General features: G+C 44.2%; 22 protein-coding genes and 1 pseudogene. 8 read left to right on the top strand and 15 right to left on the bottom strand.

Annotation, left to right across the window (positions count from 1 at the left end):
* Positions 1-11 precede the first annotated feature (11 nt).
* From CS022_RS14010 to CS022_RS13985, 7 genes are all read right to left on the bottom strand, one after another.
* On the bottom strand, positions 12-1,427 hold the full coding sequence (locus CS022_RS14010) for an SLC13 family permease (protein WP_235869508.1): 1,416 nt from the start codon (positions 1,425-1,427) through the stop codon (positions 12-14).
* A gap of 419 nt (positions 1,428-1,846) precedes the next feature.
* Positions 1,847-2,875, bottom strand: coding sequence for a haloalkane dehalogenase (locus CS022_RS14005; protein WP_201746288.1), 1,029 nt, complete (start codon positions 2,873-2,875; stop codon positions 1,847-1,849).
* A gap of 460 nt (positions 2,876-3,335) precedes the next feature.
* Positions 3,336-4,292: a haloalkane dehalogenase gene (locus CS022_RS14000; protein WP_129122824.1), complete on the bottom strand. Its 957-nt coding sequence runs from the start codon at positions 4,290-4,292 to the stop codon at positions 3,336-3,338.
* Between the two features lie 636 nt (positions 4,293-4,928).
* Entirely contained in the window at positions 4,929-5,156 is a 228-nt protein-coding gene (locus CS022_RS25435) for a hypothetical protein (protein ID WP_201746287.1), read from the bottom strand.
* Positions 5,157-5,252: 96 nt separating this feature from the next.
* The gene (locus CS022_RS25430; RefSeq protein WP_201746286.1) at positions 5,253-5,783 is read right to left on the bottom strand and encodes a hypothetical protein; all 531 of its coding nucleotides are present in this window, start codon (positions 5,781-5,783) and stop codon (positions 5,253-5,255) included.
* A gap of 33 nt (positions 5,784-5,816) precedes the next feature.
* Positions 5,817-6,977: a hybrid-cluster NAD(P)-dependent oxidoreductase gene (locus CS022_RS13990; RefSeq protein ID WP_129122809.1), complete on the bottom strand. Its 1,161-nt coding sequence runs from the start codon at positions 6,975-6,977 to the stop codon at positions 5,817-5,819.
* A 30-nt stretch (positions 6,978-7,007) separates the two neighbouring features.
* On the bottom strand, positions 7,008-8,030 hold the full coding sequence (locus CS022_RS13985) for a Rieske 2Fe-2S domain-containing protein (RefSeq protein WP_129122808.1): 1,023 nt from the start codon (positions 8,028-8,030) through the stop codon (positions 7,008-7,010).
* A gap of 201 nt (positions 8,031-8,231) precedes the next feature.
* On the opposite strand from CS022_RS13985, the gene CS022_RS13980 reads away from it, so the two are divergent.
* From CS022_RS13980 to CS022_RS13970, 3 genes are all read left to right on the top strand, one after another.
* Positions 8,232-8,816, top strand: coding sequence for a TetR/AcrR family transcriptional regulator (locus CS022_RS13980; protein WP_129122807.1), 585 nt, complete (start codon positions 8,232-8,234; stop codon positions 8,814-8,816).
* Positions 8,817-8,997: 181 nt separating this feature from the next.
* Positions 8,998-9,345: an NAD-dependent epimerase/dehydratase family protein gene (locus tag CS022_RS13975; RefSeq protein WP_161569642.1), complete on the top strand. Its 348-nt coding sequence runs from the start codon at positions 8,998-9,000 to the stop codon at positions 9,343-9,345.
* Positions 9,312-9,974, top strand: coding sequence for an NAD-dependent epimerase/dehydratase family protein (locus CS022_RS13970; protein ID WP_129122805.1), 663 nt, complete (start codon positions 9,312-9,314; stop codon positions 9,972-9,974). The genes CS022_RS13975 and CS022_RS13970 overlap by 34 nt, the downstream gene beginning before the upstream one ends.
* 71 nt (positions 9,975-10,045) lie before the next feature.
* Here the strand turns inward: CS022_RS13970 and CS022_RS13965 are convergent, their stop codons facing one another.
* The gene (locus CS022_RS13965; RefSeq protein WP_129122804.1) at positions 10,046-10,717 is read right to left on the bottom strand and encodes a TVP38/TMEM64 family protein; all 672 of its coding nucleotides are present in this window, start codon (positions 10,715-10,717) and stop codon (positions 10,046-10,048) included.
* Positions 10,718-10,771: 54 nt separating this feature from the next.
* Positions 10,772-11,500, bottom strand: coding sequence for an SDR family oxidoreductase (locus tag CS022_RS13960; RefSeq protein WP_129122803.1), 729 nt, complete (start codon positions 11,498-11,500; stop codon positions 10,772-10,774).
* A gap of 90 nt (positions 11,501-11,590) precedes the next feature.
* Here CS022_RS13960 and CS022_RS13955 point away from each other — a divergent pair, with 90 nt between their 5' ends.
* Together CS022_RS13955 and ileS are read left to right on the top strand one after the other, a co-directional pair.
* Positions 11,591-12,130, top strand: coding sequence for a Crp/Fnr family transcriptional regulator (locus CS022_RS13955; RefSeq protein WP_129122802.1), 540 nt, complete (start codon positions 11,591-11,593; stop codon positions 12,128-12,130).
* 244 nt (positions 12,131-12,374) lie between these two features.
* Positions 12,375-15,527, top strand: a complete 3,153-nt coding sequence (ileS, locus tag CS022_RS13950; protein ID WP_129122801.1) for an isoleucine--tRNA ligase — start codon at positions 12,375-12,377, stop codon at positions 15,525-15,527.
* A gap of 127 nt (positions 15,528-15,654) precedes the next feature.
* Here ileS and CS022_RS26435 read toward each other — a convergent pair.
* From CS022_RS26435 to CS022_RS13930, 4 genes and pseudogenes are all read right to left on the bottom strand, one after another.
* Positions 15,655-15,780, bottom strand: a pseudogene (locus CS022_RS26435) (fluoroquinolone resistance protein); the annotation flags it as partial.
* Positions 15,781-15,863: 83 nt separating this feature from the next.
* Positions 15,864-16,430, bottom strand: coding sequence for a hypothetical protein (locus CS022_RS13940; RefSeq protein WP_129122800.1), 567 nt, complete (start codon positions 16,428-16,430; stop codon positions 15,864-15,866).
* A gap of 535 nt (positions 16,431-16,965) precedes the next feature.
* Positions 16,966-17,334: a hypothetical protein gene (locus CS022_RS13935; RefSeq protein ID WP_129122799.1), complete on the bottom strand. Its 369-nt coding sequence runs from the start codon at positions 17,332-17,334 to the stop codon at positions 16,966-16,968.
* 354 nt (positions 17,335-17,688) lie between these two features.
* Positions 17,689-18,228 (bottom strand): NADPH-dependent FMN reductase, encoded by a 540-nt coding sequence (locus CS022_RS13930; protein WP_129122798.1) that lies wholly within the window; start codon positions 18,226-18,228, stop codon positions 17,689-17,691.
* Positions 18,229-18,339: 111 nt separating this feature from the next.
* Between CS022_RS13930 and CS022_RS13925 the strand changes: the two genes are divergently transcribed.
* Together CS022_RS13925 and CS022_RS13920 are read left to right on the top strand one after the other, a co-directional pair.
* Positions 18,340-19,248 carry a LysR substrate-binding domain-containing protein gene (locus CS022_RS13925; RefSeq protein WP_129122797.1) on the top strand — a complete coding sequence of 303 codons (909 nt, stop codon included), beginning with the start codon at positions 18,340-18,342 and terminating at the stop codon, positions 19,246-19,248.
* Positions 19,249-19,397: 149 nt separating this feature from the next.
* Positions 19,398-20,279, top strand: coding sequence for an AraC family transcriptional regulator (locus tag CS022_RS13920; protein WP_129122796.1), 882 nt, complete (start codon positions 19,398-19,400; stop codon positions 20,277-20,279).
* Between the two features lie 21 nt (positions 20,280-20,300).
* Here the strand turns inward: CS022_RS13920 and CS022_RS13915 are convergent, their stop codons facing one another.
* Together CS022_RS13915 and CS022_RS24900 are read right to left on the bottom strand one after the other, a co-directional pair.
* Entirely contained in the window at positions 20,301-20,678 is a 378-nt protein-coding gene (locus CS022_RS13915) for a YdcF family protein (RefSeq protein ID WP_268967901.1), read from the bottom strand.
* Entirely contained in the window at positions 20,679-20,846 is a 168-nt protein-coding gene (locus CS022_RS24900; RefSeq protein ID WP_161569641.1) for a hypothetical protein, read from the bottom strand. It lies immediately after the preceding gene.
* A 522-nt stretch (positions 20,847-21,368) separates the two neighbouring features.
* Between CS022_RS24900 and CS022_RS13910 the strand changes: the two genes are divergently transcribed.
* The gene (locus CS022_RS13910; protein WP_129122794.1) at positions 21,369-26,084 is read left to right on the top strand and encodes a hypothetical protein; all 4,716 of its coding nucleotides are present in this window, start codon (positions 21,369-21,371) and stop codon (positions 26,082-26,084) included.
* Positions 26,085-26,211: the final 127 nt, after the last annotated feature.

Raw genomic sequence — 26,211 nt, 5'->3', positions numbered from 1 at the left:
CTTTTGAGCTCCTATGCTGTGATACCCAAATACGCGAACCAGGTGAACGAAGCGCCGAACATCAAACACCATTTGGCCAGCAAGGTTAAAACACCGTAAGTAAGCTGATTATTGACTGAGAAATAGCCTGTGCTGTAGTAAATCAGGTTGGCTTTGCTGTGCGGGGGAAGAGTGATGGTATCTGCTATCGTAAATGCGGCTGGCAAGACCAACATTAGCGGAGGAACACCTGCACTCTCTGCCAGCCCAATCAGGGTTGGGATAAGAATAATGGTCCGAACCGTTTTACTGGTAAAGACGAAGTGGCTGAAACTAGATATCGCTATCACAACGGCATAAAGCATCGTGAAGCTCATGTCTTTGACGCCAAGGTGGCTGAAAATACTGCCCAATGCCCAAGATGCAACGCCAGTCTCACTCAAAGATACTCCAACAGCATAGGCACCCGCCGCAAAGACCATTAGGTTCCAAGGAATTTTCGCTTCTTTCCACGTCAAAATTCCGATGTATGGCATGAAGAAAATAGACGCTGAAATAATAGCTACCATCACCAGACTTATCTGAAAACCAAATAAATCCATGTGCCACTTGTCTGTTGCCCACAAGAAAATGGTGAATATAAAAACAGACGCCGCTTTTTTTTCATTGACTGTTATCGGGCCCAACTCAAGGTATTGTCGGTTAATTTCCTTGATTTCTTCGCCTCCAGCTTTTGCGGCAGTATTGGGTTTAAAGAGGAAAATACCGATGAAGAAAGAAGCGAGGAGCGTCAAAATTGCGATGGGTGCAGACGCGATAAACCATTCACCCCATGAAATGGAGGATCCAGTCAATTCCTTCATTAACCCTATTGCAAGAATTTGAGGTGCCGTCGCGGTGACAATTGCCGAGGTAGAAATATTATTGGCTTGCAAACCCTGTATGGCGAGCAGCTTACCTAAGTTTTTATTGCCATTTTCAACATTGAAAGCTTTTGCTATTAGCAACACAATCGGTAACAGCATTGCAGCACGCGCTGTGGTTGATGGAACAATAAACGCAATGGTGAAATTCGCCGCCATCAGAGAGAGAAGCATGGACTTCCACGTTTTGCCAAAACGGGTGATGATGGCTAAAGCGATACGTTTTGCCAGCCCACTTTTTTCCATACCTGATGTAATGATGAAAGCGGAGACCATCAACCAGATGACACCGTATCCCATGGTACCCAGCGCGTTCTTCTCGGCCCAACCACCGAGTATTGATAAAAGGGCAATGGAAATCATAGACGTGGCGTAATTGGGTAGCGACTCGGTTACCCATAAGATGAGTGCGAAGCAGAAAATGCCCAGAGACATTTTCCCCTCAAAACTAATGCCTTCGGGAGTAGGAATAGAATAGAAAATCGCCAGAACTACCATCGCTAACGGCAGACCAACGTAATACATTATTTTCTCCGTTTTACTTTTAGATTTTAGATCTCTCACAATGCTTACCACTAGCATTCTCCTTTGCTTAGAGTTTGTGAAGCCGTCTTATGAAATAATTTTTCTCAGCGTTAGCTGAGATGAAAAAAGATTACAATCCAGTAAATATCTAATCCAATTGAAATAGCGAATGGCATGTATCAACTAATTAAATAACCATATTTTCCACTTTTCAGATTAACTTTAAGCCGCTGAATATTATTGGAATTATTGAGGTTTATCGAATAAGTAGTAAAAGAGAGGGAATAATTAAAAGATAGAACAGCAGATAGGGAAATTTCTTAAACGACTAATTATTTATGCATATTAGTAACTCGTTAAAATAACGGGTTGAGCGAAGAAAAATGAAGCCCATTTCAATGAGCTTCACTATTTAGGCTTTAATTATTCTGAATAAATTTATCCAGTTCGTCTGAGAGGATGTGTGGCAAATCTTCCTGGATGAAGTGACCCCCGAATTTAAGACGCCTATGGGGTTGCCCTTGTGCTCCAGGCACGCGTTCTTGAAACTCTTTGTCCAAGGTGCCGAGTACAAAATCCGCATCCCCAAAAACGGTTAAAAACGGTTTTTGCCAGTTCTCAAACGTTTTCCAGACTTCTTTATTTTTTGCAGCTCCAGGCATATCGGGTGATGTTGGCACTAAGTCATCGAAGATATCTGGTCCTGCGGTGTAATAGGTGTTTGGGAATGGCGCAACGTATGCCCACTTTTCTTTCAGACTCAACGGGAAAAATGTCCCTAATTGCATTGCGAGCTTGATAGGAAAGTGCTCGCCAACTAAAGAAACACTCAATCGAAATAGATGAAAGCCCAAAGGCGTATTCTCACCATTAGGTAAGCCGCCATTTGAAAGAAGGATACGATCAAAGCGTTCTTCAGCTTCTGCTGCGACGACAAGGCCAATGTATGCTCCCCAGTCTTGTACAAATAGCGTAATGTTTTCTAGCTCCATCGAGACGACAAATTCTTTAACCCAATCAACATGTCGTGCATAGGTGTGGTCACTGGTATGCAACAACTTATCGGATCGCCCGAAGCCAATGAGGTCAGGCACGATAACGCGGTAACCTTTATCAGCCAACTGGGTGATCATATGACGGTAAAGATACGCCCATGTCGGCTCTCCATGCAGCAGAAGTATGACTTGGCCATTTTCTGGTCCTTCATCGATATAGTGCATGCGCAGGCCATCAATGGTGATGTAATTCGGCCTAAATGAATAACCTTGTAAGTTATCGAAGCGGTGACCGGGCGTACGCAGTGTTTCTAATGTTCCGTATTTGGTATTGGAATCAAATGTTTGTGGCTTTTGTGCCATTGCCAATGTCGGCGTTGAAACAAACACTGAAAGCAGTGCGATAAATGAGAAAAGTATAAAGCGATGTTTTTTTATAAAAATAGCGAACACAAATATCTTCCTTGAATATTTATATGAGGGTAAATGAACTTAGGTAAATTCCAGAATATATAAAGTCAAAAAAGTAAGAATATATATAAATGTATATGCTTATTAGATCTATAATTTTGGACTATAAATTTAAAGTTGGCTACATTTGTTGTCAAAATTATTCATGGTATAAAAAATAAACACTTTCTAATTAATCTTATGTGTCAATAAATCGTTGTTTTCACTCTTAATAAATGGAGGTGAAAGTTTTAAATTGGTTTTGCCATTTAATTGAATGCGAGTCGTAAACTAATTTTAAAATCCATGTAAATATCTGGTTTTTGGTTGTCTAACCGTTCTTTTAAAATGTCTATTTAAACTTGTAAATAAGTCTTATCTAAAACATACATAATTGATGCATTCATGTTCTTTAGTTATTAAGAATGAAGCCCAGAATGTTAGGGCTTCTGGGAGAACATGTTTAGTTGTTCTTGATGAAATTATCCAAATGATTGACAAGATCATTAGGGGCATCTTCCTGAATAAAGTGACTAGCAAAAGGGATGATATCGTGTTGCTGGCCTTGTGCTCCCGGGACACGTTCTTTAAATTCTTTGAATAACGTACCTAAGACCAAATCTAATTTACCAAAAACAGTCAAAAAGGGCTTGTGCCAGTTTTCATAGATTTTCCATACCTCTTTATTTTTTGTGGCACCAGCCATATCAGGCGACGTGGGTACCAAGTCATCAAAGACATCAGGGCCTGCTGTGTAGTAGGTGTTAGGATATGGCGCTAAATATGCCAATAACTCATCTTTCTTCAGTATGCTGACTGTGCCTACTTGCATAATTTCGGCAATCGGGAAGTGCTCTCCTGCTAAATCAACAGAAAACTTGAAAGCGTAAAATCCAAGTGGTGTGTTTTCACCAGTGGGGAGACCACCGTTAGAAAGAAGAACCCTATCAAAGCGACCTTTTAGACCTGCTGCAACGCGTAAACCAATATATGAACCCCAATCTTGGACAAATAAGGTGATTTTCTTGAGCTTCATTGCTTTTACAAACTCTTTCATCCATACAACATGCCTCGCATAGGAATGGTCACTTTTGTTGAGAAGCTTGTCTGAGCGTCCGAAACCAATCAGGTCTGGTGCAATCACGCGATACCCTCTGTCAGCCAGAGCAGGGATCATTTTGCGATAGAGATATGCCCAGGTTGGTTCTCCATGAAGGAGTAAAATCACCTCTCCGTCTTTTGGACCTTCGTCGACATAATGCATACGAAGACCATCAACAGTGATGTAGTTCGGCGAAAAAGAATACCCAGATAAATTATTAAAGCGCTCGTCTGGTGTTCTCACTGTTTCTAGTGTGCCATATTTTGTATAAGACCAGAACGTCTCTGGCTTCTCGCCCGACGCCGCAGTTGTCGGCATTGATATAAATGAAATATATAAACTAAAAATGGCAATAAAAATGGAACGATATTTTTTTATAATTATTGAAAACACTTCTTCTCTCCTGTTTACGTCTGTGAAGGAGATGCGAATGTATATATGTAATTTAAAAATTAGCGTTTCATTTTTAAGAAAATAATAACGCTAATCAATATCGAAATTAGAGTATTTATTTTAAATCAAATAGAAAGTGTATTGGTTTTTGGTTATGTTTTGTAGATTATTTATAACAGCTTCATCGAAAAATCAGAGTGCGTGAATATATAAGTTTATTGTCACGCTTGAAATATCTCAGATTGATAATTTAACAATATATAACATATTGCATATAAACTGATGGATTATAAATTTTTCTGGTCTCATTTATTACTTAAAAATAACTTACGAAAGATTTTGAGTGATTATCTGCCTGATGATTAGAGTTTTCTGCCTAGCTCTGTAGGCGATGAGTAGAACAACACATATTGGCATAGAAGTGATTTCAATCATTTTCAGGTTAGCTTTCTACTGATGCCATGTTGAACGAAGCCAATCGGCGATTGCGACATTCTGTTCGAAAAGAGAAGAGCGAGTTCCACCACCATAGTCAGGAATATCAATCATATCTGTTGTTATTCAACGCAGAGGGCTGGCATTGGTACGCTGGTGATAGCGGAATACCTTTCTAACAACCTCTTTACTCGGTTCAATCTTGCATGCATGCCAAAAATGATCCCATTTGCCTTTTGCTGGTTTTTTGAATGGATACTGGCAGGCTCTGCCCCAACGTCCACCTAAGCCGATTTGTGCATTATTTTTGGGTCCATTCGGTGCGACGGGACGCACTTGTAACCACACCACCATGTTTTGATCGATCCAATCATCTATGATGTTGTTGTCCTCGAAAGGATCAAGAATCAGTTTCCCGCTGTTTACATCCCCACGAATACCGCTGGCATCCTATTCTTCCGGACTTTCCATTTTCAATAGAATATGACTGTGGTCGAGTACGAAATTAAATGGGACGCCCATTGCACGAACTTTCTCTGCGACAGGCGATATCCGGCGGAAGTCTTCTGTGAACATGTAAATGTGAACCTCAATCGAAATGGTTATTCCAAGTCGTTCGCTTACCTCAAACGCACGCATATAAAACTCAACCACCTCATCATCGGTAACAACATGTCCTTCAGCATGGTGGGTCAGAATCATGAGGTTGTGACACTGTGCTCCTGCTTTTTTTGCCCACGGCAGGTTATGCTCAACCAGCTTTTCATCCCTGCCTATTTGATAAGTCCAAAGCCCAGTCGTCAAGGGTATGCCAAACCGATTTGATGCTTCTACGTATTCTCTTTCAAGGACGGGCTGAGGGATGCGATCAAAATGATCGAACACGCCGCTGTCCCGAATGAGACGAAACTGGTCATCCAGCTGCAGCTCTATGGTGTGCATGAGTCCGCTGCCATTACAACCCAATGAGATTCCATCCATTTTTCTTCCTCCCAAGCTAAATGCAAAAGCAAATTAAAGCTCTATGCTGACCGAGCCATTGGGCTTACCGATGCAGGTAAGCACGCACCCGCCGTTAATTTCTTCTGAAGTCAGGCCGTCGGCCAACTCCATTTCAACGGTGCCGGAAAGACACTTGGCTTTACATGTCCCACAAAGGCCCATTTGGCAGTTCGTTGGCACCGCTATGCCTGCACGAGTAGCGATCTGAAGCAAGGTTTCACCCGGTGAATAGGCTACTGTTGTGTCACTGGCTGAAAAATGGATGTTGTTGTCAGTCGAATTAGTTTCGGTATCAGGTTGCTGTGTTGTGTGCCCCTTTGATTGAATTGTTTCGCTACGTCGTTTGATTTTGTCGGCAATGCTGATATTTCTGGTCGTCAATGTTTCTGGTGAGGCGTTTTGCGGGTTGGTGCGCTGTGATAGGTCGCCAAAACTCTCTTCATGGTAGTGGCGCATGTCGAAATCCATCTCTCTGAGTATACTTTTTACTGCGTCCATATATGGGGCAGGCCCGCAGGGGAGGACGGTGTATTCATGGATATCTTCGACATTCCGCTCGAATATCTGACGTGACAGAAAACCACTTTCCATGTCTGGCTCTGCGTGATGTGCGCAGACATACTGCACGTGAATATTGTGTTGTTTCGCCAACAGCAGAGTTTCTTCACGGAATATCATGTCCTCTGGGGTCCGTGCGGAATGAAGAAAGGTTACCTCGTGTTTGTCAGATCTTATATCGCATAGGTAGCGAAGCATACTCATCGCGGGGGTGATCCCAGCTCCGCCTGTCAGCATCATGATCTTCCGTCTCGGTGCAACCGAATGGAGGTCAAAACTTCCGCCGGGGCCTCGTGCTGAGAGTCTGTCGCCGATAGTTAGCTTGTCGTACATAAATCGTGAAACTAGCCCTTGAGGATCGCGTTTAATCGTCAATGAGACTAACGAAGGTCGTGTCGGTGACGACGAGAGAGTATAGGAACGAGGTACCAACTTCTCTTCGAGCCAAAGCATAAGGGTGACAAACTGGCCAGGTTTATATGGCCAGACAGGTACCAAATCATCTTCATTTGATCTGACGCGTAAGTAGAAGCTTTTTACATCATGGGTCTCACAGGCAATGTCGACACACTCCAGTGTCCACTTGCCCGGGTGATTGCTGGTGGGCTGACTCATACTCGGCTCCCTTTGATCTGTTTGGTTTGACTAAATGTTGTTTCTTTCAGAGGCCAGCAGTGTTTCTAGGGCTGCGGGTCCAGCTGCTTTTGCTTTGCAAAGTTCAAAGAGCATTCGGCGGTATGTCAGTGACACCTTATCTGCGGCGGTAGCAATTTCATCTTTAGGGTGAGGAATTTGTTCAGGTTCCTGACTTTCAACTGGCCCGATATCTTCTTCCAGAATCGCCATCTGTGTTGCTATCGGCACCATGGGATCAAAGGGGTCTTTTGTATCGTTGCAACAAAACCAAAAGGTTCGGCAGTGCCTCTCATCTATTGGGGTTGCCCACATCCACATTATGGTTCGTGTGCCATTGGATAGAGGCTGATCCAGAGTGACACCAAAAGGCAACTGAACGGTGTAATCGGTGTAAATCAGTGGTGCTAGATTACCTGCCGCATCCATACCGTTTCGTCCACCTTCAGGAGGCTCATATTTGAATCGCATGCAACCGGGTGGTTGCAGGTCGATATCAGGGATCAAAAAGGTAACAAAATCAGGGTTTCCGAGGGTTTCAGGGTGTACAAAGGGAAAATGCGCTAAGTCAGTGTAGTTTTCGAGTCGACGTGCTGCATGGGTTTTCCATGTATAAGGTATCCCCATGGTGCAGGTAAAAGACGGATCATCGAAGGCCAGATGTGCGGGTATCTCGGTATTTACAGTGTTATCTAATCGTACCCAAATCAAATCGTATTTTACTTCGCAGTCAAACACCGTTGCTTTGGCATTAGGGGGAATTGGGCCGTCCGGCAGGGCGGGTATTTCGATACACATACCGTCGCTGCCATACTTCCAGCCATGATACGCACATTGAACCGACGAGCCGCAATTCCACCCAAGATGGAGTTTGGCTGAGCGGTGCGGGCAACGGTTTGCCATTGCTACAACACCGCTATCCAGTTTCGCAATGACCAGTTCCTGACCCAGTAAAGTCACCTGTAGCAACTTTCCTCGGCCTTGGTCAGATTGCTCCAGCTCATCCAGCGTGCCAAAAATAATGCCAAGTTTCATTATCTAAAAAATTTTTGTCCATGCATCTTGTCCTTGTTGGTATTTTCCAATAGGTGAATTGTGAAAATAGAATCGATACAAAACGTAACGTTACAATATGTATCATTACACCCTGTATTGAAAAAAGGCAACAAGTTTGTTACAAGTGATTGAATAAGGGTTCTCCTTTGGACTTAAAACAAAACACTCGAAAGGTACAGTGTGAAAAAAACACCGTCACAGACAGGTCGCCCGCGAAATGACGAGCTGAACACTCAGATTAAACAAGCCGCCTGGGAGCTGTTGGCTCAGCGGCCACTTGCCGAGCTCACCATCAATGAAATTGCAGCGCGCGCGGAAACAACCCGGCCAGCCGTCTATCGGCGGTGGTCACGGGTTGAAGATATTGTGATCGATGCTTTTCTCGATGCTGTCAGTGAAAGTGTGCCTTCGCCTAAGGCCTCTGAGCCGTCAGAGCAGCTGCATGAGTACATCTTATTGCTTTGCAACTTCGTGAATTCGTGGGCTGGTCGAGTGATCGCAGAGATACTCGGCCGGGCGCAAAGTGACCCGCAATTAATGACTAAATTTCAGGAAGTATTTCTCATGCCTCGGCGTGGGCATGCCAGTGAAATTATTAAACGTGGACAGGATAGCGGATGCTTTCGAACGGACCTAGAGATGGACTTCATCATTGACCTCTATGCAGGGCCTATTTATTTCCGTGCGTTTTCTCACCATGCAGAACTTGATCAATCGTTCGCAGAGCAATTGGCGGATGTCGTTCTGAAAACCTTGCGTAAATAGTAATACTCGGCTTCTACTCATCTCACTGAACTTTCAGGTTTAAATACATCGCAGTTTTTTGCCTGTTCCCTTTCCTTCGGAGATATTTCTAAGAGAATGCTTTCCCCTTTTTGGCCTGAGCATGGTGCTTAAACAACAATGTCAGGCTTGGGCCATTCTATTTATCACTGAGGGCACGAACATGAAAATTCTTATTTTAGGTGGAACGGGTTTTATTGGTTCAAAGCTGGTGGAAAAGTGTCTCTTGGCAAAGCACTCCGTGACAGTATTCAGCCGCGGTGAAACGCCGAATACTTTATCTGGTGATATAGAGCGAATTGAAGGAGACAGGGACATAGGTCTCTCTGAGTTACACGGTGAATGGGATGTCTGCATTGACCTTTGTGGGTACACAGCAAAACATGTTCGCGACAGTGCATCTCAATTTCATAAGCGAGTGGGACATTACATCTATATCAGTGCAGTGAGGGCGTTTCAGCAACCAAGGGTGAGCAAATTACAGAACAAAGCCCGCTTCACGAACCAATAGATGAGTCAATCACCGAACTAAACAACCTGACTTACGGACCACTAAAAGCAACCTGCGAAAATATTGTCAGGGAGTATTTTCCAGATCGGCAAACTGTCCTCAGGCCCCAAGTTGTGGTTGGTGAGGGAGACCGTTCAGGTCGTCTTGCATACTGGGTGATGAAATCGAAATCTGAGACGCCAGTTTTGTTGCCGGGTGACGGCGGTGACTTGCTGCAATTTGTTGATGTTAACGACGTCGCCTCGTTCATTTTGCGGTGCGCAGAACAAAGAGTGTTTGGCGATTTTAATCTGTCTGGTCCATCCATTTCTTGGACGACGTTCGCTGAGCTGCTCGGTATCGATAACGGACGTTGGGTAGACGTAGCAACCAATGAGCGTGAAGAAGCAGCGTTGAGCTTTCGCGAATTGCCGTTATTTCGCCCCCGGGGGATTGCTGAAGCGTCATTCATGAATATATCTAACCAAAAAGCGCGCGCTTCGGGTTTCTCGGTAACCGATGTTCAGACTACGCTGCAAAGTTTCGCCAACTGGATGCATCAACACGGAGCAGAAAATATCACACCAGAAGATATTCGAAGCGAGTTTCTGGCGGAAGGAAAAGAAGCGTTGCTGATTTCGGGCCACTAGTTGTTAAAGCGAGCGAAGGGCATCCACTTCGCTCGCTATATTGAACAGCTATATTGAACAACGGTATGGGTTTAGTTATCTGACAAAGACAGTGTTTGCTTCAACACCAGCTTTCTAAATACCAGCCATCCCAACCAAAAGAAGGCGGTCAGCAAAACGGCGGTGATAATCGCTGGTTTGGGATCCTCAATCGTGCTAATTGACCCTGAATACGTTGCAATGAGGCAATAAGGAATGGTGTTAACAGACCATGCCACCAGAAACCTTGAAAATGTCATCCCTGTTGTGCCCGCAAGGCATGCAGTGACTTCGGGTAAAATAGGCACCGCTCGGGACAAGATAATCATCATCAACCCCTGGCGCTGAAATGCGGTTCTTACATCATCAAGTTTATTCTGGTCTTTAAGCAGAAACATCAGTAGTTTTTCGCCATATCTTCGGCCCATAAAAAAGCCGATACAACCTGCGAACATCATGCCAAGGATTGCCGATAGCGCGCCACCCAAATGACCCAACAGAAAACCAGATAGGATTGTGATAGTCAGCGTAGGCATAGCAACAAAGAGATCGGCTGACAATAACAACACTGCTAAGCCGCCGGTGTAAAAGGGAGATAGTGTCTGGGCATGACGTAACCAGCTCTCAATCTGCTGTGCATCAAGAATACCGAGAGCTTTTAAAATAAGGAGCGTCGACGCAAAGCCAAGCGCAAGAATAAGCATTACTTTGATCAGTGATTTCATCGGGTTTTCCATTTAACTCGTTTTCGACAATGACATAGTGCTGAAGTACGTCTACTAAGAGGCTTTCATCAATTTGGCTGCCGCAGAGGGCGCAATCCTCGTCAGCCAGCGGAGGATTTTGACCTTCCCAATATCGTTATCCTCAACACCTCGCTCGATACCACTTATCAATTGGCTTGCTGCTTCCTCCGGTGACATTTTTCCTGTTCCTCTTCCTGCAGTCATATTGGTTTCTACCAATGGCATTAACGACTGATAAACACTGATGTTTGTGTCGGCTAGCTGATAACGAAGAGAGGTAGAGAAAGCATGCAGAGCACTTTTGGTGGCGCAATAGACGGCGGAACTGGTTTTTGGCACCAGTGCCAGCCCTGAATTCACATTGACAACCGCGGCGCGAGAAGACGCTAAAAGAGTGGGAAGCAACATTGAGGTCAAACAACAGACTGATGTTAGGTTGGTGGTAATCTCGCTCTCAATATTGTCATAGCTGAAATCGCGACTGATGAATGTTGGCTCGAACTGTACGGCAGCATTGTTGATCAGCACATCTAATGTTGGATGATCGCTTTTTATCGCTGCGGCAGTCTGTTTAACCTGTTCAAGATCAGATAAGTCGCACTGATAAGGTGTAATGTTAAAGGTTTCGGCAAGCTGGCTTAGCTTTTTGCTGTTTCGTGCGATTACTATGATCTGATTCATCGGAGCAAGTGCCCTCACCACCTCAAGCCCAATACCTGACGTACCGCCTGTGATCACTATTTTTTTATCTATAAGTTCCATGCACTGTTCCTTGTTCGTATGTTTAGATAAGGTGCTGATAGGAAATGTAAAATGTTGGCGAGAACAGCGCGTTAACTTAGGTTAAAAGTGATGAAATTTTTTGAATATGTTGAACGTCATGGCGAAACACTTATTCGCGCTCAAGGTGAACATGTTTTTCATCAGGGAGAGGGTGATAGGAATGTATACCTGATACAGCAAGGGGTGCTAAAAGCCTATTACCTCAGTGAGGAAGGCAAAGAAACCGTGAAATCCTTCATTGGTGAGGGAAATGTCATCGGGAACCTGACGGCAGCACACACTGAATGTGAAAATACCTTTGGGTTGGTTGCGTTGAGCGAATGCGTAATACGTCGGTTCTCCTTTCGTCGTCTTTATGAAGCAAGCAAAAGTGATGTTGAGCTATCAAACAGCCTGATGGACATTCTTCTTGCGTTTGCGATTAAGAAAGAGCGCAGGGAAAGAGAACTACTCTGCCTGTCCGCGCAGGAAAGATACGAAAAACTGTTGGAAGAGTCTTCCGATCTTATTAACCGTATTACCCAAAACGACATTGCGAAGTATCTCGGTATCACGCCCGTGGCGTTGAGTCGAATAAAACGGCGGGTATGTGAGAAGGAAGCGCAGTAACACACTGTGGCATTTCGAAAGATCATTAATTCAATACTAATGAAGTAAAGGCTGTGCGGTCATTGACAAGCACTTACAGCAGTGTCACGATAATCTGATGAAAATTAACGCAATCATCTCACGAATTATTAGCATTATTTCTTTCGAAATGGTGGGATAGTTTGCGTAACTAACAAATTAGAAACCCGCCCAAGAGGCGGGTTTTTTTATAACTCACCTCTCAGGGAAACCAACAGAGGTATTTATGTCTTCAGAACAACACCCCGGCCCCAGCTCGGCGAGCTTTTCTTTTGTCCAGACCGAGCACGAGGTTCTGAAATTCTGGCAACAGAACAAGGTCTTTGAACAATCCATCGAACAAACCAAAGCTAAGCCTGCCTTTGTTTTTTACGATGGTCCCCCTTTTGCAACTGGCCTACCTCATCATGGTCATCTCGTCGCTTCCACTATCAAAGATATTGTTCCTCGCTATCAGACCATGCTTGGTCATCATGTTGAACGTCGTTTCGGGTGGGATTGTCACGGTTTGCCCATCGAGCATGAGATCGATAAGACCCTCGGTATGTCGGCCAAAGAAGCGGTAGAAAAATTCGGGATCACCAAATATAACGACGAATGCCGCGGCATTGTGCAGCGTTACACGCAGGAGTGGGAAAAGACAATCACCCGTTTAGGGCGCTGGGTCGATTTTGAAAATGATTACCGCACCATGGAGCCTTGGTACATGGAATCGGTATGGTGGGTGTTCAAACAACTCTGGGATAAAGGACTGGTCTATCTTGGTGAGAAAGTGGTCGCTTACTCTACTGAGCTTGAAACTGTCCTTTCTAACTTTGAGGCATCCTCTAACTATAAAGACGTTCAAGATCCCGCAGCAACAGTACTGTTCAAATTAGAAGATGAAGATGCTTATCTTGCTGCGTGGACCACAACGCCATGGACACTCCCGTCTAATTTGGCGCTATGTGTTAATCCGTCGATTAACTACGTGAAGGTGCTTGATAAAACTATCGATAAAACCGTTTGGATCGCCGAAGCCAGAATGGAAGAGGTGGTGAAAAAACATGATGTAGAAGTGCTGACGACAGCAAAAGGGAGCGAGTTATCAGGAAAGCGTTATCAGCCGCTTTTCCCTTACTTTACATCACAACAGGATAAAGGCGCGTTCCAGATTTTGTCTGATGGCTTCGTGTCTACAGACAGTGGTACGGGTATCGTTCACATGGCTCCTGCGTTTGGTGAAGACGACCAACGTGTTTGTCGTGAACATGGTGTTGAAGCCAGCGTCTGCCCGCTCGATAGCCGGGGTCGGTTTACCGATGAGGTTGAGGCATTTACGGGCGCTTATGTGAAAGATGCTGATAAGCCTATTCTTCATGCCCTGAAGGATAAAGGTTTGCTTTATCGTCACGATACACTGTCGCACAGCTATCCATTCTGTCCTCGTTCAGACACGCCAATCATCTATCGCACCGTACCTTCTTGGTATGTCAACGTGACAAGCATTCGTGACAAGCTGGTTGAGAATAACCAGCAGATTCAATGGGTGCCGGGGCATATCCAGCAGGGAAGAATGGGCAAATGGCTTGAAAACGCCATGGATTGGGCCATATCCAGAAACCGTTATTGGGGAACGCCACTGCCAATATGGATCAACGACAAAACAGGCAACCATGTTTGTATTGGCTCGATTGAAGAGCTGACGTCGCTTACTGGCCAAAAGGTCTCTGATCTTCACCGTGATCATGTTGATGAGCTGACTTTCACTGTTTCTGGTGAAGAAGGCGTATATCGCCGTATCCCAGAAGTGTTTGACTGCTGGTTTGAATCCGGTGCAATGCCTTATGCTCAGGCGCATTATCCGTTTAAGAACAAAGAAGAATTTGAGTCAAATTTCCCGGCATCCTTCATCGCTGAGGGGGTCGACCAAACTCGCGGATGGTTCTACACCCTACAGGTACTCAGTGAGTGTCTGTTCAGTCAGCCAGCATTTAAGAACGTTATCGTTAACGGCATTGTGATGGCCGAAGACGGCAAGAAGATGTCCAAGCGTTTGAAAAACTACACTGCGCCGGACATTTTGATGGAGCAATACGGTGCAGATGCACTGCGCTTGTATCTCATCAACTCTGGACTGGTAAAAGCGGAAGAGCAGAAGTTTGCTGACAGCGGTGTGCAGGAAATGGTGCGTCAGGTACTGCTGCCTTGGTATAACGGCTTCAAGTTCTTTAAAACCTATGCTGACATCGATTCGTGGAAAGCATCGGGCATGTTAAGCTCTGACAATGTCCTTGATCAGTGGATTGTGTCTCGCCTTGAGAGCCTCAAGGAAAAAGTAAACACTGAAATGCAGGCCTACCGCTTATACGAAGTGGTGCCGCCACTGTTTGAGTTTTTGGAAGACCTGACCAACTGGTACATCCGACTCAACCGCGCGCGTTTTTGGCAAACTGAGGTTAACGAAGACAAAGAAGCTGCCTACGGGACGCTTTATTACTGCCTGAATACCTTCTCGACCTTGATGGCTCCGTTTGCGCCTTTCTTGTCTGAACATATCTATCAGGAGCTGAAGCACTTCTCAAATGAAGACAACGCCCCAAGTTCTGTGCATTTGTGTGATTACCCACAATCAAGCACTGAACGAAAAGCGCCTGAACTGGAGAAAAGCGTTCAAAGATTGCAAAACCTTGTCGTGATGGGAAGGCAAAAGCGAAACGAGCTGAAAATTAAAACTAAGACGCCACTCAAGCGTGCCACCGTGCTGCACAGAAACACGGCGGAGTTGCAAGATGTAATGCGTTTGGCTGACTACATCAAAGCTGAGCTGAATATTAAAATGCTCGACTTCAGCACAGAAGAAGACCAATTTATTGATTTGTACGCGAGAGCGAACTTCTCGCTGCTAGGTAAACGTCTAGGTAAGCAGATGAAGCACTTCGCCAATCTGATTGCTAACATGACAGCGGAAGATATTGATCAGCTGCAAACAAACGGAGAGATAGACCTTGATGGCCAATCTTTCAGTGCTGAGGAAATCATTATCTATCGTAAGGCTAAAGAAGGCGTCAATGCGGTATCTAACCGATATATATCGATAGAATTCGACTCAGAATTAACGGAAGACCTCATCGCAGAAGGCATGGTGCGAGAAATTGTCAGCTTCATACAAAAGAGACGAAAAGCTCTCGGGTTTGAGGTGACAGATAAGATCAACACTTCTATGCGCACATCGCAAACCATACAGAGCTGGGTAACCACACATCAGGATTACTTACTCTCTGAAACCCTGACAAATCAACTTGATTTTGAATTAGGTGCTGATGAGGGTGAAGAATTCGAAAGCGAATTGGGCACTGTGTTTGTTGATGTTCAAAAATCACCATCGTCTGCTGGTTAGTTTTTGTAACCGCTGACATTGCTGGATTCGCTGGGTGCCTTTGGTAGTCAGCGAATCCATCCAGCCTCTGTCCTATTAGATATTCTTCATCGCCGAACTGTCCACTGCGCGGTATCAATCGGGATTCTTAATTTGGACGAATGATAAGACCCAATTGTTCTAACAGTTGCTCTTGTTGCCAGCAATCTTCAGAGAAAACACCACGGCTGAGGTCAGACCCTTTTAACGATGCACCTCTCAAGTTGGCGCCGACGGAAAAACTGGGACAGTTACATAATCAGATATCAAGAACCTTGATGATTTTATGTGGTGAACACACCGCGAAATAGCCGTCGCCTAGTCGATAGAGACATCACCTTCGAGATCTTTCAGAATCATTTTTTGAATGTCGATGCCCAATGTCATCAAGATGAGGCTCCAGTTCAAAAATGGCAGCGACCCATTTTCAACACCGTGTGCAAAGTTAGATGCGTTCCAATTGAAGACTGTCGAAAGTTTCTCAGTCGTTAGTGATTCGTAATTGTCATTATCAATCAGATTGCTGAACTGTTCTTGAGAAGGACAAATGAACTTGTCGTTCGATCTAAAAGCCGTTGGTTTGAAGTAATACAGCACTTTTTTCACATTTACATCAATAACGTCTCCGTTACTTTGAATGTTTGGCTTACCAACCAGTGCACACAAAAAACACCAGCACGGGTAAGGGATAGAAGAAAGATTGTCTGGCTCGTTTTTGTAACGTGCAGTCCAAACATTGATATTTTTCTGCTGCAACCCTGTTACTTTTGCCAATTGAGCTGCGTCGTAACCATTATCTTTAAGTAGGTAAATAATTGTGGCAACTTCCGAAACAAGGGGTTTAGCCCAGCTTTTATAAGGTACGAGTGTGTTGGCTCTTATCATGATGGAATGAAACCTTGTCTTTAAACAAACAGGTGGTTTGCTTCATTGTAACGTTGGCCGGAATCATACGTACCTCGCCTTATAAGTCCAGATTTATCGGGCAGTGTGTGATAGACCTTACCTAAGGTAGCTTTCCCTGCTTTTGAAGCATGTAAGACGATTCTTCTAGTACGTAATGAACTTAGGAGGAGCGTTTATACAACCACCTTGCGTAAATCATCAAACTGATTGTAAATTCTGCGTTTTTAGGTGAGGTTTTGTGTGGCATATAGTTGATACTCTTGACCAAGTTAAATAGAGGCTAACGTGAAGAAAGTGGCTCTAATAAATGTATTGATATCTTTGGTTTCGCTTTCACATCTTACAAGCTGTGTTGCTAAATTTGACATATAAACTGGGTGAGAAAGTCAAAGCAGTTTCACTGTTCGCTTGTATCTCGAGCAAGACTATGCCTTTGTCAGTTCAGTATTGTCATATTCAGCAGAAGATCAGTATTGGGTTAATTATGCTGAATTGAATTACTCATCAGTTATTTTTATATGGCCACGCAACGTATTCTTGTCACTTTTCTACCGTTGTCAAAGACCTGTGTTAGCTTGTCGTTTTCATTTGAAAGGAGATAAGTATTCACGCTCGTCCACGTACTGCCTTCACCGCTCATTTCAAATGTTGCAATTAATGACGTTGATGAAGATTCTGTAATGTCCAATAGCTGACCGCTTGATTCCAAGTACTTAATTGTCGATGTGCCTATTTTTAGCCTCGTATCACTGAATCGCTTGGCACATGTTTGCTCGTTGCTATCCCAAATGCCGTGAAAATCGGACGGGATTTCATTGTCTGCGAAACCTGCACTGCCAAAGAGTGTGATTAATGTCAGGACTAAGTGTTTGAACAGTTTCATCTCAGCCTCTCAGCGCTCCGGTATGTGACTGGCAATGTGGCGACGCTCATTGTTTTCGGTATGGTTTTATAAGAACCGTTAAAGCGTCTTGAGCTTATCGCCGCAAACAAGCAGTTTGTCACCACATAGCCATCAAGAAAACATCAATATAATTCCGATGATTTGGGTAAATATACTTAGACGGAAAAGTTTGCGAGTCTCAACACGTCTACGATCTGTGGGGTTGCGGTAGTTGGAAAGAAACTTGATGTGACTTTTCGCCAGTTTTCGACAAGAGGCAGTACATGGCGAGGAATAAAAAGGGAGCAAATAGCTCCCTTGATTTTAGGCTGACCTGACGCTGACGGCTTGTATTCAGGCGGTCACTGACTCTTGCAGCGCCTTTAACACATCTTCCAACGATTCAACCAAATCAGTGTTAGTAAGCTGGCCAGTTTCGGCGTTGAAGTTGTCATAAAAGCTCGGAATGCTCAGTGTTCCTTTTACGTTCCCACCAAAATGTGGTGCAGCGTTTTCTGCTAAGTTAAGCACGTTTTGTCCACCCCCTGCGCCAGGTGAAGTTGAGAGCATCACAGTAGGTTTGTTGTGATAGATGCCTCTTTCAACCCGGCTCATCCAGTCAAACAGATTCTTGAAGGCGACGGTATAATTGCCGTTATGCTCGGCAAAAGAGACCAAAATCGCATCGGCTCGTGATATACGTTTTAGGAAAGCATGGGCGGCTTCTGGCACACCAAATTTCTCTTCCAGATCAATGCTATAAATCGGCAAGTCAAAATCATTGATATCGACATAATCTATCTCGGCACCGTCCAGTTTCGACGCGGCGTATTTTACCAGTGCTTTATTGATTGAGTTCATACTGTTTGTTGCGGCAAAGGTAAGTACTTTCATTTTGATAGTCCGTTCTATTTTTCAGGTTGAAATTACTATATCAACTCGCCTTAGCAGCAAAAATAGCCAATAATCGAACTTATCGTTCCATTTATAGAACACAGGCTGACGATGAAAATTGATCTGAATGACTACTTCTATTTTGTTCATGTTGTGGAGAAAAATGGCTATACGGCGGCGGCCAAGTCACTCAATATGCCTAAATCAAGGTTAAGTCGTCATGTTGCTCAGCTCGAAGAAAGGCTGGGCGTAAGGCTATTGCAAAGAACCTCACGGAATATTTCAGTGACCTACGAAGGCCAGAATTTCTACGTGTATGCCCGCAAGCTGGTGGATGCGATGGAAATGGCTGAATCTGCGATGGAGAATAGCCACGGCACGCTGGCGGGAAAGGTGGTGATTAGTTGCTCCGTGGGTACGGCTCAGTTTGTGCTGGTTAAACTGATCAACGAATTTGCAAAACTACATCCGAAGGTGTTGATTGAACAGCGTGTGACCAATGAAAAGGTCGATCTTGTCGCTGAGGGGGTGGATATTGCCCTTCGTGCGCATACTAATGAGCTGCCAGACTCCAGTCTTATCCGACGATTCGTAGCAAATATTGATTGGGCGCTTTTTTGCTCGCCTGCCTATTTGGAACAGGAAGGGGGGATTGATAGCCCGCAGGATTTAATGCACTGCCAGTTTTTACATATGGGGCAGAATCGCACCATGGGTGCGATCCCACTTCAGCATCAAGACGGACTGCGGACGCACCAAAAAACCAACATCATTTTATGCTCAGAAGATATGTCGACCTTGCTGATGGGTGCTACCGAGGGCCTGGGCGTCGTGTCATTACCGACATATGTTTGTCGTGAAGCACTAAAAGATGGGTTGTTGGTGAGAGTCCTTCCTGAATGGTTGTCTCTTTCGGCAAGTTTAAGTCTGCTAATGCCGTCTCGTGACGGTGTCCCCCCGCAAACGCAAGCATTGTCCGCGTTTCTTAGAGAAAGATTGCCTGCTGTTGTTGCGAGCTAACACGCATTCCCTGAAGGGAGGGGATACCATATATTCCTTGTCTTTCCTCTACCCAAAAAGCTCAAGTTTTCAGTGAAAACAGCAAGAAAAGGTGAGACGGCAATCTGTGTCATCCAATAGTATGGAATCTCTTAAGGAGGCCTGATGATATGGATTGGTCAACACGTATGAACTGGGCAATCGACTATATCGAGGAGCATCTTGACAGTGAATTGAGCCTTGAAGAGGTAGCGAAACAAGCCTGTTGCTCAAAGTATCACTTTCACAGGGTCTTCTTAGCTAGTTTCAACATCACATGTGCTGAATATATTCGTAGACGAAAACTCACGCTGGCGGCAACTGAGCTACTGACCAGCAAGACAAGCATTGCCGATATTGCGTTGAAGTATGGCTATCACTCGCCAAATGCTTTTACACGCGCGTTTCGGGATGTGCATGGCATTACACCGAGTAAAGCACGATCAACGAGCGTGAGGTTATCGTCCTTCAACAGAGTTTTTTCTCCCTCACAAAATAGAGGTGGTAAAAGAATGGACTACACAATCATTGAAGTTCCGGAATTTAGCGTCATTGGCAAAGGTAAACATTTCGATCTGGGTAGCTTCATTGAAAGTGGCCCCAAGTTTTGGAAAGATTATGTCAACTCAGAAGACTACCAGGCGCTCTATAGCCTCAATGAAGGTCGACCAGGGGAAATAACCCAGTCACCGTTATTGTCTGCCTATTTTCCAAAAGAGAATGGTCAGCGGGATGAGTTTGTAGATGTGTTGGGTATTGAAAGCCAAGAAATATCGCCGTCGACGAATTTTGATGTGCATAAGGTGCTTGCGGCAACGTATGCGGAATTTATGTGTACCTACAAAACGTCGATGAAAACGAATCGATATATTTATGGCGAATGGTTTTCATCGACAGGTTATGAAAGAGACGGCAGTAAGCCCGATATCGTGTCTTACTTCCCCATTCCGTTCAAACCAATGGGGGAGATGCGGGTACGCTGGTGGATACCTGTTGTTGGCCAATCCGATTAATGGCCTGTTGCTATAAGCTGGCTAATTCGCATGAAAGCCTTGCAGTGTTTTATAGCTGTGTAAAACACGTTGACGGGCTGCTTCTGTTAACCACCAGTTTTCTCGTCGGGTAGTTCTATCGTTGACGTAAAAACAGTGTAATGTCTGATTCTCACTAAGAAGTGCTTTAAACAGGTGCTCTGCTCTTTTGATATGGAATGCGGTGGTAAGCAACCCGATGTTAGATACAGCAGGGACGCATGCTTGAATAAGCTGGCAGCTCAATTTCGCATTCTCAATGGTGTCTCGTGCTTTTGGCTCAATAATTATGTCAGACTCGGGCACACCATGTTCAATGGCATAACCTTGCATTGCTTCATATTCGGGGCGTCCGCAAACTGTTTTATTTGCCCCTGTCAGCTAAAGCTTGGAGGCTTTTCCTTGATGGTAAAGGCTAACTGCATCCGGCATTTTGTATTCAACCGCTTTAGCGCTGCCAAGTACGACCAAAATATCGCAAAAACTGGCTGCCGCCTGATACTCGGGAAAAACGCAGTCAGTAATGCGTTGTATGTCTTGATTGTTCATATTTGCTTAAACAGATGGTTTGACTATTTAGGTAATGTTAACACTCAAATAAAATCAGATATGAGAGACCAATCCAAACTTAGCTTGCGTATTTCATTGTGAATGTTGGCTGTCAATTAATCATTTATTTAGTGGCTTTAGTTAATTTTCAATTACAAATTTATTTCTTTGCGTTTTAGTGAACTTAATTATGAGACTTTTAGTTTGAGTTTTTCATTGTATTCAATTTCTACTTTGAAGTGAGTCACCTTCTTTACTATATCTTCCTTCATATATTATTCTTCATAATAGTTATATTTATTATTTGCTTATGTGTTAAATCTAATGTCATTCGATTTTTTATATAAATTAGTGTTCATATTTTATCAGATAATCTTATGTTAGTTTTTCTAAATATATAATAGTTGTTTTGTTTTTATATATGTCCTGTAGTGTTAAGAATAGTGAGTGCGTTAGAGCCTGAAAATATAATCAGGATTAATCTTCTTTATTAGAACATAAAAATCTTTGCGGCAGGTGATTATGGAAACGACACAATCAAACGTAACGAACGACAAGGGTTATAAAGTAAACAATCGATTTGATGGAGAGAGCGAAGAGGCTAAGGGAGAGAACGAAAGTAATATAAAAAAAAAGAGAGAAAAGAAAACTAAGGAAAGTAATGTGCTTTCTGATAAAAAAATTGCAAAACAAAGCCTAATCAATGATGTAAATAAAAATAAAGTAGAAACTATACAACATAAAAAAGACACCTTAGACGCACAAAATACACTCGAAAAAGTGCGCACAAGCACGTCAACTTGGCTAGATGACAAAAATAATCAAGAGGTGCTCTACTTTGCCTTGACTGGTAAGAAAAACTTAAGCGCAGAAGACAAAGAAAAGCTGTCTTTACTGGTCAATGATATTAAAAAACGAAAAGTTTTTGACGGCAACATCGTGGTTGCAGATGGGAAGAAAGTTGTTTTGTCTTCAGGAAAAACCACAAGAGCAAAAGCTGGTGGAAATTTGCGACAGAACGGTCCCAATGATGGTGGGCTCAATGGGCTATTTGTTGCGGGCAAAGGTGGAGAAAAAAGTACGATTTTTATCAAGCCTCATCTTTCTAGGGAGAGACTTGGTGCTACCATCAGGGAAGAGTATGGTGAAGCGATAGGAAGTTACGCGGAAAAATTAGGGATAAAACTTGCCAACGGCGATGTAGGAGCAAGGATAGAAAAAATATCACGTTTAAACGCTCAGTTGCTGACGGAGAGTGACTTTAAAACGGCGGACAATGATACGGGATTCATTACGATCAAGCAGCAAGATGGCTCTTCGGTTTTGCTGAAAGGTAAAGCGCAATGGAGCTCGTTTCCCTCAGCCCAGACTCCTCCAATTACCCAAGGTAATGATGACCGGACCGAAATACCTCCCGGGCCGCAGCATGATCCAACGTTTAGAAAGTCACTTATCAGCCAACCAAATTACGATTTCTCCCGTGAATACGGTGCGAGCTCTGGTAGCGAACATGTAGCAGACTTGTCACCCGAAAATAATCCTTTTGGTTACGATAAACGATTGCCTCCTTTCAAAGTTTGGCAAGCCGTTCAGCAAGCTTCGAATTATAATCCGGATTTTTCAGCACCTATCAGTGTTGAGGAATTTGAAGACGTTATATTCAAGACCTACAACAATGCCTCCGCTAACACAGATGAGTCAGTACTCGTTAGTCGCGCGGCTGCCCGAATATTACAGGATCGCCGATCGACCTTGCACGGAGACGAATCCGGTTTTGATATGGGGATGTTAGGAAGTCCTTCAGCGGAAGCTGGCCAAAGAGCAAGCGCAGAATTACAACGCGCGAAGCAAAGGCTGAATGGACTTAGCAAATATGGTTTATATAGCGAGAGTAAAGATGTCTCCGGGCTTTGGCAGGCAAGGCTCGATGCAGGTCGCGTCTTTTTAGAGTCTAACAGCAATTATACCGGCAGTTATTCTGACAATGACGCCCTTGAATCGTATTACAACAACTTATCTAACCACGCCAACGATGTTGCTACTTATCTATGGGCAGCAAGAAACGGTATCGAGCGAAAACAAGAGATGTCTGATATCGATTTTGCAAAGAAGATGAACAATGTTAGCCGATTCTTCGACGATGCTTCTGCACTGAACGATCGTGGCTTCGTTTTAAAGGGTCGTGAAACATTTTATCGTGAGAAAATGTTCCAAGAGGCCCGCATTCGTGGGGACAAATACCTGCCAACGCAAGGCCAAATCAATGACGCTATGACCACTAAGTTGTACGAGGATGGCTTCAAGGCGCAGTTTAACAATAGCCAGTTAAATCAGGCTTATGCAACACACAAAGCACTTCAACACGTAGTGAAATCCGACGTGTTAAACAGTTGGTTAAATCAAAGGGTTGCCAATTCTCATACACTTTCAGTGAATTATGACCATCCAACAAAAACATATCCTGTAAAGTCGCTAAGTGTTGTAGAGATGGAAAATAAAGACAAGTTTGCGCTCTACTTGAACAAAGATAACGAGGTCAAAAAAGTTCCGATTTCTGATGAAGAATATAACAACTTTATCGAAAACAAATATTCAGGAGGGAGTCATTACAGCCCAGATAGTAGCTTTCCACGCCGAATAGACGAGGACATGTTCGGAGAGCGTGAATATCTAGGTAGAGACCGTCTCGAACCAGTTTACTTCCACGTAGAAAGAGAGCCAACTTTCGCTTACAGCAGCAGTGTTGATGAGAGCAGCGCATCAAGTCTGATAGACGCGGTTGGAAATATGTACAAGAAAAACGTAGAAGCCCAGATGCCATTTACCCAAGAGGTATTTTCTGACAAGTCACCACTTGAAGCAGCTGGTTTAGCGGTAGCTGATACATTATTTCCATTTTCAAGTCACATTGACCGTGCAATCAATAACCCGGGCTACCCGATAGATTGGAAAGGTATCGGTAGCGGGTTTATTGAAAGTGTTCCTGAACTGATTCCCGCATTAGGTAGTGTCTTGAAAGCGGGTAAATCAGCGTTAAAGTTAGTGGCTAAGGGCGTTACCCGAGCTGGATTAGGAGCTGGAGCCAGCACTACTGCGTCTATTTTCAGGAGTGGTGTAGGCAAAGTTAAGCAATTTTTTGGTAACTTGAAAGACGATGCCTTCTCTGGTTTTCAGCCAAACAACAGGCCACGAACGTTAACCCCAGGTAACAGTGAACCCCCTTTACCCGGCGGGCGGGTGAGGCCGGAACGTCTCCCGGATGATGCTCTTCAGACACCTTCCAGTCGGGTAGACCCAGAGGTTAATCCAGCGTCGCAAGACATTGCAGAAAGAATAATCAGGGAAGAAAGTGAAACAACGGCAGAGCTTTTTCGCCGGTCTGACGAGAGTGTTTCACTCCATCCTGCAGGAAAGGCCAATGAGGTCAATGAGGCAATAGAAATCTCGCAAGCGACCGTTGATCTGGTTAAAACGTTTCCAGGTATGGCGGCGACATTCGGTCATCTTGGTGCGATTGTGAGAAAATCCATAGAGTCAGACAGAGTATCTCTCCCTAATCTCCTTGGTATTGATATGGAAGAGGTTCGCAAAAATAATGAAAATATAAAGTTTGATCCGCAAACTGGAAATTACTACACGACAAGAGGTGACGGAAATACTGGAAAAACAAGTCTGGTATTCAGCTATGCAAAGAAAGGCAATAGTGCTCGCGTTTCCTCGGGTACGAAAAAAAATGTTGCTAATGAAAGTGTCTTTCGCGTAAAAATCGATTTGCCTAACAATCCAAAGGGCGAAACAACAGTTAAAGCCTACTACATTTATGACTTTAACTCCGACAACTCGCCATTTCAGGCTCAGGGAATTGGTGGCGAGTTAGGTATTGATACAGCGGTACAGTTTAAAATTGGCAGTGATCATCAAGTAAAAAAAGACTCTATTGAATTTATAATCAATGGCTATGGTCGACACAACGATGTGACGGCAGCCAAAATCAGCCCGAAACCTGATTCGTTTCTCGGTCGTCAACGTGTTGCAAACAAAGTCAGTGCAAAGCATGACGCTGGCATTGATCTTCGGTGGAAAGTTAATGCTACGCAAAACGGTGATGTGGACTGGGGAGACTTCTTTTCTAAAGCTGCGATCGCTAATACGCCATTTTTAGCTGCTGCGATATCCGCCAGTTCTTCAAAATTCGCAGTTCCTGACGATCTCAGCACGTCCGCCAATCAAAAAAAATATCGAAATAGACTTCGCCTCGGTAAGCTTCTCGGTGGTGTTGCCCTTGCTGCAGGCGCTGGTGCATGGGCTGCGTACCGACCGGATAAAGTTGAAACATACGTACAGAATTATTACGAGTCGAAAACAGCAAAACCCCTTGGAAAAGACGGAAGTGGCTTCTGGCAAAACGGGCCGCGTGGTAACAGAAGTTCGCGGGGACAAGAAGTTAGTCTGACTGTGCGGCACACCATTCCAACAGGTCCGTCGACAAATCATCAAATACCTAACGGCGCAAGCTTCTCATCTAACGTATTGCCGATTGGCTTCAACCCCGCTCACGATATTCTTAATCCAGTTGATGCACAAAATACGTTTGGATGGTCGCCAGGCCCGTTCAGTCGAGATAAATATAGTCAACCTGTATCACCTAGCCGTTTTCCGCGGTCTGGAACAGTGCAATTTATTGGCCCTCAAGGGGCATTGAGGCCAACACACTTTATTTTGAACGGTCAGAGGGATCAGATCTATGCCGCCGATCCTGCCGGTGGCAAATACCGGAAACTCAACGTCGAATCTGGAGATGTAAATAACAACCTCAGCCAAGACTTTGGTTCTCGTAGGTATAGCACCCGTGCTGACGGTAGCGGGTTTATTCCTGTTGAGCGCTACCCGCAAAAACTGCCCGTATACTCTGCAAAAGAAACTGAAGGCGAGAGTGAGGGGTTGCAGCCTTATGGTAGTCAGACATCTAATTCTGACAATAGGCCAACCCAGCGCGAAGAGGACTATCAAAAAGACCCTGCTTCATTAGTTTCTCAGACAGCTTACATCAGTGGTATCAACCCTGAAGATTTGATTGCGTTCAGTGGCTCTGATGGCCGTGTGTATCTGGAGAGAAATCCACAAAACAACCAATACTATCTGGCAATACCAAGTGATCGATTTAACCCTGCCAATAGGGTGTTAGTCATTAACGGGAAGTACTACCTTTCTGCACCCACAGGCAATATACAAATTTAACCGACTAAGTAGGCTGGTCTACGAATGGGGTAACCAGCCTACTTAGTGTTGAAAGCCTTATCTATACATAGCTATTCGAGATAGTTATATTCACTGCTCGCAATTTAAATGCCGCTCTATCAAACCT

Source organism: Veronia nyctiphanis, from assembly GCF_004116385.1.
Lineage (GTDB): Bacteria > Pseudomonadota > Gammaproteobacteria > Enterobacterales > Vibrionaceae > Veronia > Veronia nyctiphanis.
This window is presented reverse-complemented; position numbering and strand designations above follow the sequence as displayed.